Raw genomic sequence first — 17,711 nt, 5'->3', positions numbered from 1 at the left:
ATTATTAATTGTATAACTAATACGCTGATATTACTTAATCTTATCGAAAAATGCAAAACTATTTTGTTTGCAAATTGAAACGAAGAATATTATCATACACTTTCTTTTCTCTATACAGTACGGTTGATTCTATAGAATTTTCTGGCTTTTTTAAACTCTTTATTGTCGTTTTTGATAAGTATTTTTAGTTGTATATTAATTATTAACATAAAAGACAATGCCTGGGATTTAGGAAACTTAATTTTAATCAAGTAGCTGCGTAATAAATCATTGTCAAGTGATGGAATGACATTATCTACTATGCAAATTACCTGCAAATTGCAATGTTTAAACAATTGTGTATCTGAGTTTTGAGATGACGAAACTAGGGTTGTATAATCTATACATATTTGTGATAACTTATCACCTTCGCTCAAATAACTTTTCAATATCGCTTAATTTCATTTCTATATAGGTTGGCCTTCCGTGATTACATTGTCCAGAATAAGGTGTCTTTTCCATTTGCCTCAATAATTCATTCATCTCCTCCAATTTCATCTTTCTGCCTGCTCTTATTGATCCATAACAAGCAATTGTGGCTAGTATTTTATTCACCTTATCCTCTATAGGTAATATATCTTCTATTTCTGTTAGTCTATCCACTATATCAATGAGCATTCTCTTTGTGTCTACTGTTCCTAAGATTGCAGGCACTTCTTTTACTATGATCTTATTTTCTGATTTAATTTCAATCTCAAAACCCATCTCAAAAAGTTTATCTTTATAAGTTTTAATCATCTCCATTCCAGCTTGATTTTTGATTTCAACCATTTCAGGCAAAAGAAGTTTTTGTCTTTTTATACTTGATCTCTCCTTTAAGCACTCGTATACTAGTCTTTCATGGGCTGCATGCTGATCTACTATAATTAGTTTGTCTCTTACCTCGGCAATAATATAAGTATTGTACATTTGACAGTGTGCAAACCCAAGTGGATAGTCCCTTATTAGATCGATTTGTTTCTTTTCCAAAATTGTAGTTTCCGCTCGCGGAGGAGATTTTTGCATACCAGTATAATCAAACGATTTTGAATGTTCTGATAAGCTTTTTGTCTCTATATTTGGAGAAGTAAATTCTCTCATTAACTGGTTTTCAAAAGGATCAGACCTTCTTCCATAAAATTCATTTTTAAGACTAGACCTACTAAAAGGATCTGATGATAGATGATTCCTTGTTATCTCAGTCTGGCTCACCACAGTTTCTGCAAGATCTATTCTCTTTGATAATACTTTTATTAGCCCTCTTCTCACTATTTCATATATTAGCCTCTTGTTCTGAAACCTTACCTCTGATTTATTTGGATGCACATTTACATCTACTTGATCATACGGTATCTCTAAGTGCAACGCTGCAAAGGGATATCTATTGCTTGGAATAAGATCATGATACGCATAACGGATTGCGCCAATAAGTAGATTGTCTTTAATTGGTCTACCATTAACAAATGTATAGATCTGAGTTGAATTGCTACGATTGAGAGTAGGTTTACAGATGTAGCCTGTAAGTCTAATGCCATCTTCTTCTTCACTAATTTGCAAAGAGTTTTCATGAAATTCTTTTTCTACTTCGCATAGCCTGCTAAATAATGAGGTCTGCTTAGCATACTTAAGAAGTTTCTTATTATCGGAGATAAGAGTAAACTCAATTCCATAATTGATCATTGCTAAGTTGTTTACAATATCAACAATGCTTTGTGTTTCTGCCCTTTCGGTTTTGAGAAATTTGAGTCTATTTGGTGTGGCAAAAAATAAATCTCGTACTTCAATATATGTTCCTATCGATAAAGGATAAGGAACAAGCTCTCCTATTTTTTCTTCTCCCTCATACCTTATAGACCATGCTTGATCTGCTTTGCTTGCCTTAGATGATAATTTTATTCTGCTTACTGCTGCAATTGAAGGCAAAGCTTCTCCTCTAAAGCCAAGATGCTTGATCTCTATCAACTCACTGTCACTCAATTTTGAAGTAGCATGGCGCATAAACGCAAGTTCTAAATCATCCTTTTTTACTCCGCTACCATCATCGATTACAGTAATGAGGTTACGCCCACCACTTTCTATCTTAATTTCTATCTCTGAGCTTCTGGCATCTATTGCATTTTCCACTAATTCCTTTACCACACTTGCAGGCCTTTCTATTACCTCTCCTGCTGCTATACGATTTATGGTTTTTGTATCTAAAAGAACTATTGCCATTATAATGTTGGTTTTTCTTTTACTGCTTGAGTTTGCTCCTCTCTCCATTTTTTTAATCTATCTGCAATTTCACTATTAGAAATCGACAATATAGATGCAGCAGTAATAGCGGCATTGCATGCTCCACTCTCTCCTATAGACATTGTTGAAACTGGAACACCTTTTGGCATCTGCACTATAGATAATAGACTATCTAGCCCATTTAATTGTTTGCTATGCACAGGAATACCGATAACAGGTAAATAAGTGAGCGATGCAACCATACCAGGTAAATGAGCCGCTCCTCCTGCACCAGCTATAATAACCTTAAAGCCTTTTTCTTGAGCAGACTTAGTAAAATTAAAGAGTCTCTCTGGCGTTCTATGTGCGGATATTATAAATACATCATGTGAAATTTCCAATTCTTTTAATAGGTTAATAGCATGCACCATAGTGCCATAATCCGACTCGCTTCCCATAATTACAGCAACATCCTTTTTCATTTTTTCTGTATTAGACATGATTTTATTTACTAACCAAATAGTATTTCAGAAGCAACAGATATTTAAATTAATTACGAATATGATATAGCATTCTCATTAAATAGAAACTTTAAAAATTGAAATGAATCCCTATATTAAAATATAGAGGTATAAATTTCGGATATTAAGGGTCTATTCATAATCTTTTTAGAAGCAAAGCGGTGGAAGCAAGAAGACGATTTGTAAGCTAGTATTGAATTTTGCTTATCACAATTGTCTACACTTTTCTATAAGAGTATTAGAGAATTACCTTTTTACAATACGGCAAAGATCTGTACAGTTAAACCCTTTTATTTGTTTCTTTGCAACTACTTTTTTATATATGTTTCAAAACACTTTCTTTACTTCCGCTATGTTTTTTACTTCATTTATTAAAATAATCTTGCCATTTTGAAAACATTGTTGATTCACTGAAGCCACTTTTTAGGACCTGTAACACTATATAAAATACATCCTAAATCTTCTTGATTTTGTTTCTTTCTACAGAACTCTACTCAGTTTTTCTCCTACTCATCTTGCTCTGTTTTCATAATTTACATACTCTATCTCCGGCTTTATTCCTTTCTTGATATCATGTACAGTCTCTAAAACGAGTTTGTAAAATGATTATTTCTGTATTTTAAACTTTGCAATTTCAACTTATTCTCTTTAAATAGTAAGTTTTTTATAAAATAATATTTTGAAATTACTAGTATTTTGATAAAAATTATAGTCAATTTAAAATTTTGAGTATCAGATAGTTATTGACAAGTTATATACTATTAATATATTGGTATATTAAATATTATGATATAATATTTAATAAAGCTAGTTGGTATGTGAGAGTAAAAATTATGGAAACAATATCATTAAACAATCTGGATAGTGAAGCAATAAAAAAAAAATTGCTTGGCATAATAAGTAAAATTATAGGAAAAAATACTTGGACTCAAGCTTGTGCGGCTGAGAAACTTGGTATTGATCAACCAAAGGTGTCACAAATTAAAAGTGGTAAGACAAATGGTTTTTCTTTAGAGAGACTGTTAGGTTTTTTGAAAAAGCTTGATCATGAAATAATAATTACAATAACAGAAAATCAATCAGTAAAAGCTAAAGAAGAAAAAGTAGAATGTAGAATTGGATCTCAATAGATGCGAAGTTGACATCTTATTTTTTGTGATATAGTATAAAGCTTATCAAGGTAGTATTTTATGGTTGAGTCTATTGTAGAAAAGTGTGTAGAGCAGGTACACAATCGTTTTAAATTGGTTCTGCTAGCGAGTCAAAGAACACATGATTTGAGTACAGGGGCAAGCGATCCCGTTGAAATGGTTAAGTTTAAAGGTCATAAGGATACCATAGTTTCTTTATATGAAATAGCAGAAAAGAAGGTGAATACTCATGAGTTGTTTAACCTTTTGGTGAAAAGGTGCAAGGAGTACATGAAAGGAAACACAAATAATGCTTATAGTAGTAGTTCAAGTAAGCTAGCAAGTTTGTTAAATTTTCCTGATCATCAATTTAACACAAATCTGGATATAAGTCAAAAAAGCCAAGATGATGAAATAGATGATCAAGATAATGATGAAGAAGTACCGATTTAGAAATCTGCAGAGGTATAATAGCTTGTAAATGATTAGTATTGCTATCTATGCCCTTTTATTCTGTATGAGTGTAATGTTATGTTGTATAGTATTTAGGTCAAGTGATGTGTACAATAAGGTTTTAGCATTCAATAATTTATCAACACAAGTAGTTTTACTCATAACAGCAATATCGATTATTCTGAATGATTTTTTTTTAATTGATATAGCATTACTATATGCTAGCATCAGCTTTATATCAACTATAGCACTAATGAGATTAATGTTGTTTTGATAATTTATGGTAGCATCCATTCTCATATTTTTAGGTATTTGTTTAATAGTCATTTCAAGCGTAGGAGTAATAGTATTTCCTAATTTCTATACTAGGCTACATGCTGCAGGTATTGCAGATTCTAGTGGCGCAATGTTGTTGTTGATGGGTTTTGCTTGGCAAAATAAACTTTCAATCAATACTATTAAAATTATATTATTGATTTTTATAATATGGATAGCCAATTCAACTAACAGTTATATTTTAGCGCGTACTCATTATAAAAGTAAAGACTATTAAAGAAGGTTAAGATGCTGGAAATACTGAATCTAATATTACTTTTACTGTTACTCACGGTTACAGTTTTTATAGTTCTTTCGAAACATTTGGTTGTAAGTGCTGTTCTAATGTGTGTATTTAGTGCACTTATTGCACTTATGTACTTGATTATGAATGCGCCAGATGTTGCAATTACTGAAGCTTCTGTTGGTGCAGGATTGAGCACAGTCTTTACGTTTGCAGCACTCTCTTTGATAAAGAATCACAAAGCAAATTTATCTCATAGCCCCGCCACACTTTTTTTTATGTTATCTTTGACTGCATGTTTATCATATTTTATGATTCAATTGCCAGATTTTGGCAGTCATGATGCTCCAATCCACTTGCACATTGCTCCTTATTATGTAGAAAATACTGAAAAGGCTATTGGTATTCCTAATATAGTGACAGCTATTTTAGCAAGCTTTCGTGGATATGACACATTTGGAGAAACTATAGTAGTTTTTACTGCTGCACTTTGTATAATGTTAATATTAAAAGAAGAGAAAGAAAGTGATTAAAGATCCGGTGTTAAGTGTAGTAACATTTTTGATGATACCTTTTATCATTTTATTTGGTTTATACATACAGTTTCACGGTGACTACACTCCAGGTGGAGGTTTTCAGGCAGGAATAATTGTTGCTTCTGGGATAATATTATATTCAATGTTATTTGGTATATCTACAACTTTACAAGCAATACCTTACTCTACGATCAAATTTACTAACGTGCTAGGTATTTTAATCTATGGAGGAACGGGTATTGTAACAGTTTTGTTTGACCAAAATTTTTTATCCTATAGTATATTGTCAACTGACAGTAGGACAGGTCAAAAATTGGGTATTTTCTTAGTGGAGCTGGGTGTATTACTTACCGTCTCCTCTTCCATGTTAATCATATATATAAATTTTGCTCGTAAGAGAAAATAATGACTCTATATAATTATGTAAGCATTACTATATTAATGGTGCTAGGTTTGTATATCATTGTAAATGATAAAAACTTAATCAAAAAAATGATGGGATTAAGTGTCTTACAAGCATCTGTTTTGTTATTTTACATATCTTTGGGATATATAAAAAGTTCTTTACCTCCTATATTGACTGCAAATTTTCACTTATATACCAATCCTATACCTCACGTCTTAATGCTTACTGCTATAGTGGTTGGAATTGCAACATTTTCAGTTGGATTGTCCATAGCAGTAAGAATGGAGAGAGTGGTTGATTAAGAAGAGTATGAATAAATTGACAGTATCTTGAACTATATGAAGTAGGAAGTAACTATAAATTAAGAATAAAACTATAAGCTTGCTAATTGTAAGTTTATTTGATAATTAAGAAATAAAATTATAAACTGTAAAGGTAATGATGTCAGCTATTAATGATACGGAAGATAGGAAAAAAATCATCAAAGATCTTGTAGCTAAAAGTATGAGAAAGGGTGGTGTTATCACTTTTGATGATATAAATGATAAGTTGTCAGATGAAAATTTTTCACCTGATTTTATAGATGATACTATAGCTTTATTGCAAGACTCTGGAATTAACATACTGGAAAGTAGTGAAGATGAGGAAGAAGCTCCTTCTAATGATGATGGTAATAAGCTTGATGATGATGAGACATCGTTGAATACTACTACAATTTTAGTGCAAAATGATGATCCGGTAAGGATTTATTTACAAGATATGAGCTCTGTAAAGCTTTTGTCACGAGCAGATGAAATTAAGATAGCAAAAAAAATTGAATCTGAAAAGCATAACATGTTACGTGCAATAATTGAAACATCAGTGGCATTTAACATGATCAAAACATGGCGTGATGATTTAAGTGGTGGAGCTTTTTTGCTGAGAGAAATTATAAATCTGGATGCAATTTATAACTCTGATTTCAATATGGTAGACAAAGAAGAAAGTGAAGCTGAAGATGCTGGAGATTGTATTAATGATGATGAAAAGGGAAATGAGAGTGAAGACATAAGTTCAGCTAACTTAAATATTTCTGTTCTTGAAATGGAAAGTGATTTATTGCCAAAGGTTATCACGGCATTGGATGAGATCATTGCTTTAACAAATGAAGCATTGGTATTGAAAAAAAGTTCTAAAGATTTCTCTAATGAGCTAGAAAATTTATATAATCAAATATGGTCTGTAGCATTACAAATTCAGTTTAGTGATGCTGCTATTACCAAAATTACACAAAAACTTTACGAAATAAATAGGCTAATCACGTTTGAAGAAGCTAATCTTATTACTGAGGCTAGAAAGTACGATATTGATAGAGAAAGTTTCTATAATATTTATTGTGCTGTGTTTTTAGAGCACGAATTGAGCGAAATCAATCTTCTAAAGAAGAATAAAAATCAATCCCTTTTTACAGGTGAATTAAAAAATAAATTCTTAAGGTTTGTAAACGACAACTATGAATATATAGCTAGTGCCTTAAGAAATATTAAGAATTATGTACAAGGAGATAAGGTACAAGAGTTTAAGGAGCTAATCAAGAGAATACAAAAACACGAACGAGAAGTCTCTGAAGCAAAGCAAGAGATGATAAAGGCTAATTTAAGGCTAGTGGTTTCAATTGCTAAAAAGTATTCAAAAAGAGGCCTTGATCTGCTTGATTTGATACAAGAAGGTAATATTGGTCTTATGAAAGCTGTGGATAAGTTTGATTACAAACGTGGGTATAAATTTTCGACTTATGGTACTTGGTGGGTAAAACAATCAATCACTAGGGCAATACCTGAACAGTCTAAAGTAGTTAGAATACCAGTACATATGGTGGAAATTATCAGTAAAATCAACAAAGCATTAAGAAAGATGACTCATGGAATGGGTAGAGAGCCTACATTAGAGGAATTGGGTATAGAATTGGAGATGCCGATAGAAAGAATACGCAAAGTTATGAAGATAGCAAGAGATCCGGTAAGTCTTGAAGCTCCAACAGGAAAGGATGATAGTAGTACCTTCGGTGATTGTATAGAAGATAAGCGAGTTTCTAAACCAGAGGATGCTGCAATACTTGCCGACTTGCGTGGCATCACGACCAATGTTCTTGCAACTTTAACACCAAAAGAAGAAAGAATTCTAAGGATGCGCTTTGGCCTTGGTAAAGATGGAAAGGAGCATACCTTAGAAGAAGTAGGAAAAATTTTTAATGTTACACGTGAGAGAATTAGGCAAATAGAGGCAAAAGCACTACGTAAGTTGAAACATCCAAGCCGTGCTAAAAAACTTAGGGGTTTCTTTTAAGGCAGAAGGGCTACTCAAAAAATAGGTAAAATTCAGCCAAAGTTCTATAATTTTACCCTGTTTTTCTTTTTTTATAGGTTTCATAGAGCAGTATGATTAGATATTGAATGTTATGGCAAATAAAAATAATAACTCTAATTCAGAGTGTAAAAATTTTTGTGTTCTGGGTGATAGTTTATCTGATGATGGTGCAATTATTGAAATTTTAAATAACTTATCCTTTGTAAGAAACGTAAAACTTAATGCCCTTTTTTATTAAGGAAGATCTTTTAGCAATGGCCTTGTTGTTGTTGAATATGTAGCAAAGTATTTAGGTTTAGAAGAATTTAAGCCATCATGGAGATGCTCATTTTTTGATCGATACTATGAACAACAAGGTCATAACTATGAGATTTTATATGCAACAGCATCTGAAATTCTTAACCCTATTTTTTCTTATTTCCTCAATAAATTTCGTTTAGTTAATCAGCTAAACACAGTAATTAAACATCATCCAGACGTAGGTAAAGGAGATTCATTTTTCATTATAATCGACAGAAATAATATTATGGGTGCCACTGCTTATACCAATGTTAAAACCCCAGTTATGGATTAACTAAAGCAATAAAGCTTAGAAATAGAAGGCTTTTTTGACTGAATGGAATATGAAATTAATGTTGAAAATATGTACCATAAAATTTATTGGCGATCTGTGGCGTAAGCTCAAATTTGTTTTTCAAACAACCAAAAACCGTCTCAATAATCGACCTTTTTCTCAATAAAATCTTCTCTTTTAGTAAAATCAATGCGTTTTTCATGCCTTTTTTCACTTTAGTGATAAGTTTTAGGCCTCTGTCGAAGAGTTTCTCAAAGAGCTCTTTCTTTATATAGCCCTTATCTCCGAACAAAAGTCCTGTCAAATTTTTAGTCAAATTTGGTACAGGTTTTCTGTCATCAACGTTGCCTTTAGTTAGTGTAATAGCTTGAACTTCACCTATTTCATTAATTACCAGATGTAATTTAAAACCTAAAAACCATCCATAGATAGTCTTTCCTATATTTGCTAACTCTTTGAAAGCTTTATTTTTGAAATCCTTTTTGTGTGGCAAACAGCGATTGCAGTTGTATCAATATAGGAAATTTCAGTAATTTTCGCTTGCTTGCAGAACCACTGCAAAAGCAAAGCTAAATACCATAAAACTCTCGATTTTAAAGCAACAAACCTATGATATGACGGGAGTTTTGAAAACTCAGAATTGTACAATAATTTAAGATAATTCAAGTAAAAAAAACTTGAAATTTTTGCACGGCGATTGGTGATAAAGTAAGATTATAGTAAGTATTTCTGATACAGTAATTTCAGGTATTCTTGTTGGTTTTTTGCTACTTGATATGAGCTTTTCTGAAAATTTTTCATCAGCAATGCGACAAAAATCTTCTATAAAACAGTAAAATATCTTTTTTCATGGGTAACCTCTTAATTATTGCTAAAATATTCGAGTTTACCCTATTTCCCTCTTTATTAATTCTACTATTATCTGTTTTCTAATCCATAACTAGGGTTTAAAGCAGAAAAAGTATTGAAATAAAGCGGTTAGTGAAATATGTAATGCATTTGGTTCTAAATGAATATGGTGTAAAGCATGTGATTGTTGCAAATGTGACTGAGGTTGTTTGGTTAGCTATAAAATGAAAAGTATGCTTGGTAAATATAAGAGCAAAGGGTTAAATGATCGAGATGTATACCTATCAAACATCACAGACCAGTTTGGGGGAGGGTAATTTGGAAAAAGTATAAACATACTTTTGTTGATATTTAAAGTAGGGCTTGATACTTACTATAATTCTGGACGCAGCAAAGAAATACTAAAGGATTATTTCTTTTTTGATTATTTTTATCCAACTGCAGAACCTTGTTGTGAAGTTGGTAATGAAATGTATGAGTTGATAAAAATTAGATTTCTTTTAAACATCTTTGCGGTTTGTAGTAACTATCTGCATAGCTGAATGGTAAAGGGGGGAACAAAGTAATCTAAAACATAGAGAAAATACGACGGTGCTTGATACGTAGCTATTGCGATTTTATTCTCTTTTTGTCATTCTAATACTAGAATGATATTCTACTAGTGAAGTTTATTCTTTGATATATTAACTATAAATATAGAGAGGTCTTATTAAATAAAAAAAGGTAAAAGAACCTCTGAGTAGTAAAGTTTTGACTCTATATTACTGTAAGTGGTGCTGTAATAATGTTCTAACAAGCGTGACTTGGCTGAGTATAGAAAAAATTTAAAAAAACCGCTATAATTTTACGTAATCTACCAATAAACACCTAAGTTTTTACTGGATTTTGTGATTGATTCTGCAGGTCAAAAACAAATTTTGAGTCATAACTACTTTTAGTGCTATAATAAAATAGAGAGGCTTGTCAAGTAAAGCTCTTTATTTCATTGGATGCGCTGCCAAATTGTTATGCAAGCAAGTTTTTAGTTTTCGTATACTAGAAGTAATTCTTGTGCATTGGACTTGATTAGAGTAGGACATTCTCTATCATTTAATAATGAATGCAATATTTCAATTGCACCTTTAATGTCGTTATTATGTATCTTTACTACAGCGATAGCTTCTTGGCTTGAATAAGGGTACACTGCACTTGATTCTAAATTATCAATTTTATCTTTATTTATTTTTTCATCGTTGGAGTGAAGTAAGCTCATTACCTCTAAGTATTGTGCTAACTCACGCAAAACATTAGGAGCATCTTTATCATCTGCCAAATCATTATAAATAATAGATGCTATGTCTGTTGGCATTGAATCTGAGATATGATTGAATGCGTGTTCAAAATTTGCTAAATATCCCCAGTTTGAATCTATTTCTTCTAGCAGCGGCTTACTATCTTTTTTTAAGAATAATACTTCGTAAAATTTGTCACCTGCAGTTATAGATTGTTTTTTGTTATCAATGTTGCGCAATAAGTATAATGTGATGCCAACTAACATTGGTGCGAGTGCAAGCAGAAAGATGTATTTTTTCATGGTAATATTCCAAATAGTTATATATTTATACATTAATGCTTTTGATTTGCAAAAACATATTGACATAGTGATTATATCACGTGATAATGTCCTCGAAGTTGTTTGAATAGTTGGAGATTAAAATATTTCTAAAGTAGAAATAAAGACAGCAGTATTAAGCTAAATTATTTTTTGTCGGATTTATCCGATGTACCCTCAACCTTTTGTAGGTTGAAGTCTAAATTTGAGAGTTTGATCCTGGCTCAGAATGAACGCTGGCGGCAGGCCTAACACATGCAAGTCGAACGGAGTTATATTATAGCTTGCTATGGTATAACTTAGTGGCAGACGGGTGAGTAATATATAGGAATCTACCTAGTAGTACGGAATAATTGTTGGAAACGGCAACTAATACCGTATACGCCCTACGGGGGAAAAATTTATTGCTATTAGATGAGCCTATATTAGATTAGCTAGTTGGTGGAGTAATAGCCTACCAAGGCAATGATCTATAGCTGATCTGAGAGGATGATCAGCCACACTGGAACTGAGATACGGTCCAGACTTCTACGGGAGGCAGCAGTGGGGAATATTGGACAATGGGCGAAAGCCTGATCCAGCCATGTCGCATGAGTGAAGAAGGCCCTTGGGTTGTAAAGCTCTTTTAGTGAGGAAGATAATGACGGTACTCACAGAAGAAGTCCTGGCTAACTCCGTGCCAGCAGCCGCGGTAATACGGAGAGGGCTAGCGTTATTCGGAATTATTGGGCGTAAAGGGCGCGTAGGCTGATTAATAAGTTAAAAGTGAAATCCCGAGGCTTAACCTTGGAATTGCTTTTAAAACTATTAATCTAGAGATTGAAAGAGGATAGAGGAATTCCTGATGTAGAGGTAAAATTCGTAAATATTAGGAGGAACACCAGTGGCGAAGGCGTCTATCTGGTTCAAATCTGACGCTGAGGCGCGAAGGCGTGGGGAGCAAACAGGATTAGATACCCTGGTAGTCCACGCTGTAAACGATGAATGTTAAATATGGGAAGTTTACTTTCTGTATTACAGCTAACGCGTTAAACATTCCGCCTGGGGACTACGGTCGCAAGATTAAAACTCAAAGGAATTGACGGGGACCCGCACAAGCGGTGGAGCATGTGGTTTAATTCGATGCAACGCGAAAAACCTTACCACTTCTTGACATGGAAATCATACCTATTCGAAGGGATAGGGTCGGTTCGGCCGGATTTTACACAGGTGTTGCATGGCTGTCGTCAGCTCGTGTCGTGAGATGTTGGGTTAAGTCCCGCAACGAGCGCAACCCTCATCCTTAGTTGCCATCAGGTAATGCTGAGCACTTTAAGGAAACTGCCAGTGATAAGCTGGAGGAAGATGGGGATGATGTCAAGTCATCATGGCCTTTATGAAGTGGGCTACACACGTGCTACAATGGTGTCTACAGTGGGCTGCAAGGTGCGCAAGCCTAAGCTAATCCCTAAAAGACATCTCAGTTCGGATTGTACTCTGCAACTCGAGTGCATGAAGTTGGAATCGCTAGTAATCGTGGATCAGCATGCCACGGTGAATACGTTCTCGGGTCTTGTACACACTGCCCGTCACGCCATGGGAATTGGTTTCACTCGAAGCTAATGGCCTAACCGCAAGGAAGGAGTTATTTAAAGTGGGATCAGTGACTGGGGTGAAGTCGTAACAAGGTAGCAGTAGGGGAATCTGCAGCTGGATTACCTCCTTAGGCTTTGTACGTAATTCACCATTTCAAATAATAGTGTCATTATGTACTATACTGCTGTCTTTACTTCTACTTTATTTTTTAATTTCTCGATAACGAAATTTTATGAGTAATAGGCCTCTTTCCCCACATCTAGAAATATATAAAGTACAAGTTACTAGTTTTTTTTCTATTATGCATAGATTGACTGGTATCTTGCTATTTCTTTTATTAATCATACTTTCTTGGTATTTTATATTATATGTTTACTCCCCTAAGTTAGTTGTAGTAAGGTGCTTAAATGTATTATTGTTCACTCCCCTTGCTAAATTAGCTTATATCTTATGCTTTATAAGCTTTATGTATCATTTTCTTAATGGTATTCGTCATTTATTGTGGGATGCTGGGCTTAATTTAGAAATTGCTAGTGTTTCAAAAAGTGCTATGTTACTAATAATAATGCTGTTTCTTTCTACTATGGCTTTTTTATTTATTTGTATATGAGTCAATCTGTAAATTCAGTACATCATTGGTGGATCCAGCGTGTTTCTGCGGTAATTTTACTGTTCCTGTTTCCTTGGTTTATCTATTCATTTTCTTGCAGATTTTATACTGATAGCTCTTTGCCTTTTAGTGAAAAATTTATTAATCATCCACTAGAGCTTTTGTTTTTTGTTATACTGGTGTTTTGCATTTTTTGGCATGCAGTTCTTGGAATGCAGGTAGTGTGTGAAGATTATATAGGCAGCGTACCTCTAAGGATTTTTACAATTACATGCATAAAATACTTATCAAGCATTACTTATATAGTCCTTGCTTTTACGACTTTTTTCTTTTATAGGCATATTTTCTTGTAAAATTGTTAATTCTGTGTTAATATATTATTAGTTTACTAATTTTATTATTGAACTATAGCGATTTTGGTTTGACAACATGTTCAGAGTGTTAAAAAAAGGAGTAGCAGATTTTACTCTTAAAGCAAAAGGTTTATTTGCTTCGTCTGAATCTCAAATTTATGTCAAGGATCTTAGAAAGGTAATGACATATACAGATGGAAGAAAATGCAAATACCCAAAGAATTACGATCAGATTGTAAAATCTGGGAAAGTTATAGAAAGTAAGAATAGTAATGGTGAAACTATATATAAACTTTCGTATGGCAAGAAAATTTTTGAATTAGCTCTTGTCGAGAAAACGGATGATAGGTCCTATTTTACCATTGACTTTTTAGTTAATCGGGAAGAAAACAAGGATGTTAAGCATTATGATGGCTACTATAAACCATTTGAGTTTTCAAAAATCGATCTTGAAAAACATATTCCAATTTTTGAAGCTAAAAGAACTAATGATCTGTTTGAATTAACTCACTCTTCTGTGCTAATGAAAAAGGTAAAAAATGGAGAGGGTAAAGTTCAGGGAGTTGTTGATGAAAAGGGAAGAAATGGAGAATTACTATACATTAGTAATTATAAAAAATTAAGCACTAATTTTTCAGAAATTAGAGATCAAAATGGTAGTCTAGAGCTAGATAAAAGTCTGATATCTGTTCCTATTGTTTTTGCTGCGGGTTTAGCTAAGATTTGTGCTAGGCTGCTGACTTTCATTCCTATGAAATTAGGAGAGAATTTGATAGCTAGAAAAAATCGAGTTGCAAAATCTTTTGGCTATCTTTTGTTCACCCCTGCAATGGCAGTAAAAAATTTAGTGAATATGGGAGCTACCATACTTAAGGCTCCAATTTTATTGTTTGTAGCAAATGAGAAAAAGTATGGTGATGCTTATCTTACTATGTGGAAACACCAATTGAAAGAATGTTGGAAAGAAGTAAAAAGCGACTTTAATGTTGTTACAGATGGGGAAAGGCCAAAGCCGAAGCAGAAGGATCATAAGCCACTTAGCATAGCTGGTACATGGAAAGAGCTTAACGCTAGAAAATCAGATATTGAAAAAAACTTAGAGAAGGGGTTGAGCAAAAATAGTGAAAGTATAGATAAATCTAGAAAACCAGGTGTTGGAGAAAGCTTAAAGGAAAAGTCGCAAAACAAAGTTAATGAAGAAATAGCTGGGTTTAGAAATAAAAAGAGCGGCAATGTTTATGTTGAGAAATTACAAAATGAGAGGAATTCACAGAAAGGGCAAGGCGCTACACACCCTCATTAGCCATTACTTTAAATTGATACCCACCCTCTATTTAATCATTTTACAACAAAAACTTGCGTGCATTTTGCCCTCAGTATAAGATATTAATTATTTAATTAAATTTCTTAACCATATGCGCCCTGTAATACTATGTGGTGGTAGTGGCAGCAGACTTTGGCCTCTATCTAAGCCAAAGCAATTTCAGAAAATATTTAGTCAGAATACTATGTTTCACAACACTTTGTTGAGGCTAAAAGGCGATTATATGCCACCCATCATTACCACAAATATACAATATGAGTCATTATTGATGCAGGAATTACATTCATTACAGGAATGTAAAGTAGTTTTTGAACCAGTTAAAATTGGGACAGCGGCAGCAACACTAATTGCTGTGCTTCTCTGCGATAGGAACGAGACAATCTTAGTTCTGCCTTCAGACCATTTTATAGGTGATTTGAATAGTTTTTATGTTTCTATTGAGAAAGCGTCTAAGCTAGCCTCTGAAACTGACTCTATAGTCACTTTTGGGGTAAAGCCCATAAGTGTTGAAAGTAGTATCAGAAAAGTATAAAGAACTGTTATTGCAAGAAAATGGAGGCAATAATGGATCAAATAGAAAGAGTACTAAATTTAATAAAAGATGAGGATTTAGAAAGGCTAGGAAAATTAAGTGAAGTAGATAAATGTAATACTAAATTGTTGGGCAAGATTATATTTAAAGGTCTAATGAAGTTAATATTAATGGGGCAAAAAACAAGCTTAAGAGCGCTAGAAATGGTAATAAACAGGTGTATAATGGATAAGAATAGCGATAAAAGTACAGTAACATACAGTGGTTTGTCAAAAAGGTTAAAAGTTATAAATCCAGAATATTTTAAGGGAGTATATATTGATTTGATGAGCAAGATTAAAAAGCTATTACCCCAAAAAACATCAAATAATTTACATAAGTTTGATTCGACAATCATAAATTTATCGGGATATCTCATAAAAGATGGGCTAAAAATAGGCGGTAAAAGTAACGACAGTCAAGTTAAAGTGAGTGTAGGATTAAAGGATCAATTGCCGACAAGTATAAGATTTTGTAAAGGACAAGAAGAAATTAGTGAAGATATAGCATTAGTGAGAGCCATTAATGAAGCTAAAGTTGAAAAAGAGGATATTTTATTATTTGATAGAGGAATCAGAAAAGTTGGAACTTTTGCCGAATTTGATGAAAAGGAGTACAAATTTATCACAAGAGTTAAAGTAGGAAGAAAACATGATGTTATAAGCAGGAACAAAGTTATAGGAGAACAAAAATCGGATGGATCAGAGATTTTAGAAGATATAATAGTTAATCTTTATCGTGCACGAGGTAAAGTAGCAGAAAAGCATGACCTACGTTTAATAAAAATTCGAAATAAGGCAGGAGATGAAATATGGTTTTTAACCAACTTGCTTGAAATGTTAGCTTATGAAGTAACAGAGCTATATAGGCGCAGGTGGGACATAGAGGTATTCTTTAAATTTATAAAGCAAAATCTTGGATATAAGCACTTTTTAAGCCATACTATGAATGGCATGAAGGTGTATATTTACATGATTATTATTACGGCTTTGTTATTTCTTGTTTATAAAATCAAAAATAATCTACACGGATTCAAAATAGCACTATTACAATTCACATTGGATCTTAATGATTCTTTTATACGTTCAATTGTTTTACTATCAGGAGGGAATTTACATGCCGTCAATCACCTTGTATCACTCCACTTATAGCACTTTCAACACTTATGGGTAAAGCCTCATGAATTCAATTCTGAATACGGCTATATAAATGCAGTATATGGTCAGAAAGAAAAATGTCATATAGTAAAAGATTTTACAGAAAAACCCGAGCGTAAGGTAAGTAACGATCATTATTGGAACTCTGGAATATTTGTGTTTAGAGCAAAACGCTATATAGATGAGATAAAAAAAATTGCTCCGACTCTCTATAATTTATGTTGTGAAAGTATGAAGCATTTTGTATCACGAGAGAGATTTCTGTATTTAGAACAGCAAAATTGTGCAGGAATGGGTGATACATCTATTGATCACCTAGTGATAGAAAAAGCAGAAAATATTGTAATGATAGAAGCCAATTTCGATTGGATGGATGTTGGCACTTGGGGTTCAGTTTTAGAGTTAAGTAAGAGGTTTAATAAGAATTTTGAGTCGTTTCAAGCTGTAACCAAAGGAAGAGAGCCAGTTTTGATGACAGAAAATGATGCAAAAAATTTACTAGGTAGAGTTTATAAACGGCCAAGTAAGAGCCTAATGTTGTTCATTAATAAAGTTAAGGAAGTAAAGCCAATAAGGAAAGAGATTAAGCCATGGGGATTTTATAGTGTAGTTTTAATGGGCAAGGATTTTCTTATAAAATACCTTTTTATAAATCCACTGAGCCGCACTTCTAAGCAATTTCACCACTATAGAGATGAGTACCATATAATACTATCAGGGGTTGGATGCGTGAGTTTAGATGACAAAACATATGCTATAACAAAAAATCATGTAGTAGAGATTCCAAGGAAGGTGTTTCATAAAATTGAGAATAAAAGTACAAGATTTCCTCTTGAGATAGTTGAGTTTCAGGTAGGAAAGTTTTTATCTGATAATGATATAGTAAGATTGGACGATATATATAGAAGGTCTTAATATAGAATA

17 protein-coding genes, 1 rRNA gene and 3 pseudogenes are annotated in these 17,711 nt (G+C 33.0%); 16 read left to right on the top strand and 5 right to left on the bottom strand.

What is annotated here, in order from left to right; genetic code table 11:
- Nucleotides 1–110: 110 nt before the first annotated feature.
- The 3 genes from BWZ41_RS01845 to purE are packed head-to-tail and all read right to left on the bottom strand — an operon-like array spanning nt 111 to nt 2,732.
- A complete protein-coding gene (locus BWZ41_RS01845; protein ID WP_143689213.1) occupies nt 111–428 on the bottom strand; it encodes a hypothetical protein in 318 nt (105 codons plus the stop codon).
- Entirely contained in the window at nt 403–2,232 is a 1,830-nt protein-coding gene (gene mutL / locus BWZ41_RS01840) for a DNA mismatch repair endonuclease MutL (protein ID WP_143689696.1), read from the bottom strand. Before mutL ends, BWZ41_RS01845 begins: the two co-directional genes overlap by 26 nt.
- Nucleotides 2,232–2,732, bottom strand: coding sequence for a 5-(carboxyamino)imidazole ribonucleotide mutase (gene purE / locus BWZ41_RS01835; protein ID WP_143689212.1), 501 nt, complete (start codon nt 2,730–2,732; stop codon nt 2,232–2,234). The genes mutL and purE overlap by 1 nt, the downstream gene beginning before the upstream one ends.
- A gap of 854 nt (nt 2,733–3,586) precedes the next feature.
- Here purE and BWZ41_RS01830 point away from each other — a divergent pair.
- From BWZ41_RS01830 to BWZ41_RS07655, 9 genes are all read left to right on the top strand, one after another.
- Nucleotides 3,587–3,883, top strand: a complete 297-nt coding sequence (locus tag BWZ41_RS01830) for a helix-turn-helix domain-containing protein (RefSeq protein ID WP_143689211.1) — start codon at nt 3,587–3,589, stop codon at nt 3,881–3,883.
- A gap of 60 nt (nt 3,884–3,943) precedes the next feature.
- Nucleotides 3,944–4,336 carry a DNA-directed RNA polymerase subunit omega gene (rpoZ, locus tag BWZ41_RS01825; protein ID WP_143689210.1) on the top strand — a complete coding sequence of 131 codons (393 nt, stop codon included), beginning with the start codon at nt 3,944–3,946 and terminating at the stop codon, nt 4,334–4,336.
- A 28-nt stretch (nt 4,337–4,364) separates the two neighbouring features.
- Nucleotides 4,365–4,610, top strand: a complete 246-nt coding sequence (locus tag BWZ41_RS01820) for a monovalent cation/H+ antiporter complex subunit F (protein WP_143689209.1) — start codon at nt 4,365–4,367, stop codon at nt 4,608–4,610.
- 6 nt (nt 4,611–4,616) lie between these two features.
- Nucleotides 4,617–4,889, top strand: a complete 273-nt coding sequence (locus BWZ41_RS01815) for a monovalent cation/H(+) antiporter subunit G (protein WP_143689208.1) — start codon at nt 4,617–4,619, stop codon at nt 4,887–4,889.
- A gap of 11 nt (nt 4,890–4,900) precedes the next feature.
- Complete coding sequence (locus BWZ41_RS01810; protein WP_143689207.1) at nt 4,901–5,428, top strand: DUF4040 domain-containing protein; 528 nt, start codon at nt 4,901–4,903, stop codon at nt 5,426–5,428.
- On the top strand, nt 5,421–5,837 hold the full coding sequence (locus BWZ41_RS01805) for a Na(+)/H(+) antiporter subunit B (RefSeq protein WP_143689206.1): 417 nt from the start codon (nt 5,421–5,423) through the stop codon (nt 5,835–5,837). Before BWZ41_RS01810 ends, BWZ41_RS01805 begins: the two co-directional genes overlap by 8 nt.
- Nucleotides 5,837–6,139, top strand: coding sequence for a cation:proton antiporter subunit C (locus tag BWZ41_RS01800; RefSeq protein WP_143689205.1), 303 nt, complete (start codon nt 5,837–5,839; stop codon nt 6,137–6,139). Before BWZ41_RS01805 ends, BWZ41_RS01800 begins: the two co-directional genes overlap by 1 nt.
- 139 nt (nt 6,140–6,278) lie before the next feature.
- A complete protein-coding gene (rpoD, locus tag BWZ41_RS01795; protein ID WP_143689695.1) occupies nt 6,279–8,162 on the top strand; it encodes an RNA polymerase sigma factor RpoD in 1,884 nt (627 codons plus the stop codon).
- A gap of 112 nt (nt 8,163–8,274) precedes the next feature.
- On the top strand, nt 8,275–8,421 hold the full coding sequence (locus tag BWZ41_RS07655) for a hypothetical protein (RefSeq protein WP_006015692.1): 147 nt from the start codon (nt 8,275–8,277) through the stop codon (nt 8,419–8,421).
- A gap of 332 nt (nt 8,422–8,753) precedes the next feature.
- Here the strand turns inward: BWZ41_RS07655 and BWZ41_RS01790 are convergent.
- Together BWZ41_RS01790 and BWZ41_RS01780 are read right to left on the bottom strand one after the other, a co-directional pair.
- Nucleotides 8,754–9,598 (bottom strand): annotated as a pseudogene (locus BWZ41_RS01790) (IS982 family transposase).
- Nucleotides 9,599–10,627: 1,029 nt separating this feature from the next.
- Nucleotides 10,628–11,245 carry a hypothetical protein gene (locus BWZ41_RS01780; protein WP_143689204.1) on the bottom strand — a complete coding sequence of 206 codons (618 nt, stop codon included), beginning with the start codon at nt 11,243–11,245 and terminating at the stop codon, nt 10,628–10,630.
- Nucleotides 11,246–11,398: 153 nt separating this feature from the next.
- Here BWZ41_RS01780 and BWZ41_RS01775 point away from each other — a divergent pair.
- The 7 genes and pseudogenes from BWZ41_RS01775 to BWZ41_RS08635 form a co-directional block, all read left to right on the top strand.
- A 16S ribosomal RNA gene (locus BWZ41_RS01775) occupies nt 11,399–12,902 on the top strand.
- Between the two features lie 102 nt (nt 12,903–13,004).
- Entirely contained in the window at nt 13,005–13,382 is a 378-nt protein-coding gene (sdhC, locus tag BWZ41_RS01770; protein ID WP_143689203.1) for a succinate dehydrogenase, cytochrome b556 subunit, read from the top strand.
- Complete coding sequence (sdhD, locus tag BWZ41_RS01765; protein WP_143689202.1) at nt 13,379–13,735, top strand: succinate dehydrogenase, hydrophobic membrane anchor protein; 357 nt, start codon at nt 13,379–13,381, stop codon at nt 13,733–13,735. Before sdhC ends, sdhD begins: the two co-directional genes overlap by 4 nt.
- A gap of 76 nt (nt 13,736–13,811) precedes the next feature.
- Nucleotides 13,812–15,038, top strand: coding sequence for a hypothetical protein (locus tag BWZ41_RS01760; RefSeq protein WP_143689201.1), 1,227 nt, complete (start codon nt 13,812–13,814; stop codon nt 15,036–15,038).
- A gap of 112 nt (nt 15,039–15,150) precedes the next feature.
- Nucleotides 15,151–15,558: pseudogene (locus tag BWZ41_RS01755) on the top strand (sugar phosphate nucleotidyltransferase); the annotation flags it as partial.
- Nucleotides 15,559–15,623: 65 nt separating this feature from the next.
- A complete protein-coding gene (locus BWZ41_RS01750; RefSeq protein ID WP_158619486.1) occupies nt 15,624–16,781 on the top strand; it encodes an IS4 family transposase in 1,158 nt (385 codons plus the stop codon).
- Between the two features lie 18 nt (nt 16,782–16,799).
- Nucleotides 16,800–17,702, top strand: a pseudogene (locus BWZ41_RS08635) (sugar phosphate nucleotidyltransferase); the annotation flags it as partial.
- Nucleotides 17,703–17,711 lie beyond the last annotated feature (9 nt).

This window comes from Wolbachia endosymbiont of Nilaparvata lugens, assembly GCF_007115045.1.
Classification (GTDB): domain Bacteria; phylum Pseudomonadota; class Alphaproteobacteria; order Rickettsiales; family Anaplasmataceae; genus Wolbachia.
The sequence above is the reverse complement of the archived record's forward strand: the minus strand, read 5'-3'. Positions and strand labels throughout refer to the sequence as shown.

Excerpts from the sequence above, each read along its gene's own strand:
- BWZ41_RS01780 (WP_143689204.1), bottom strand. The coding sequence starts at position 11,245 with ATGTCAATATGTTTTTGCAAATCAAAAGCATTAATGTATAAATATATA.
- mutL (WP_143689696.1), bottom strand. The coding sequence starts at position 2,232 with ATGGCAATAGTTCTTTTAGATACAAAAACCATAAATCGTATAGCAGCA.
- BWZ41_RS01760 (WP_143689201.1), top strand. The coding sequence starts at position 13,812 with ATGTTCAGAGTGTTAAAAAAAGGAGTAGCAGATTTTACTCTTAAAGCA.
- BWZ41_RS01815 (WP_143689208.1), top strand. The coding sequence starts at position 4,617 with ATGGTAGCATCCATTCTCATATTTTTAGGTATTTGTTTAATAGTCATT.
- BWZ41_RS01750 (WP_158619486.1), top strand. The coding sequence starts at position 15,624 with ATGGATCAAATAGAAAGAGTACTAAATTTAATAAAAGATGAGGATTTA.
- BWZ41_RS01800 (WP_143689205.1), top strand. The coding sequence starts at position 5,837 with ATGACTCTATATAATTATGTAAGCATTACTATATTAATGGTGCTAGGT.
- sdhC (WP_143689203.1), top strand. The coding sequence starts at position 13,005 with ATGAGTAATAGGCCTCTTTCCCCACATCTAGAAATATATAAAGTACAA.
- sdhD (WP_143689202.1), top strand. The coding sequence starts at position 13,379 with ATGAGTCAATCTGTAAATTCAGTACATCATTGGTGGATCCAGCGTGTT.
- purE (WP_143689212.1), bottom strand. The coding sequence starts at position 2,732 with ATGTCTAATACAGAAAAAATGAAAAAGGATGTTGCTGTAATTATGGGA.
- BWZ41_RS01810 (WP_143689207.1), top strand. The coding sequence starts at position 4,901 with ATGCTGGAAATACTGAATCTAATATTACTTTTACTGTTACTCACGGTT.
- BWZ41_RS01830 (WP_143689211.1), top strand. The coding sequence starts at position 3,587 with ATGGAAACAATATCATTAAACAATCTGGATAGTGAAGCAATAAAAAAA.
- rpoZ (WP_143689210.1), top strand. The coding sequence starts at position 3,944 with ATGGTTGAGTCTATTGTAGAAAAGTGTGTAGAGCAGGTACACAATCGT.
- rpoD (WP_143689695.1), top strand. The coding sequence starts at position 6,279 with ATGTCAGCTATTAATGATACGGAAGATAGGAAAAAAATCATCAAAGAT.
- BWZ41_RS01820 (WP_143689209.1), top strand. The coding sequence starts at position 4,365 with ATGATTAGTATTGCTATCTATGCCCTTTTATTCTGTATGAGTGTAATG.
- BWZ41_RS07655 (WP_006015692.1), top strand. The coding sequence starts at position 8,275 with ATGGCAAATAAAAATAATAACTCTAATTCAGAGTGTAAAAATTTTTGT.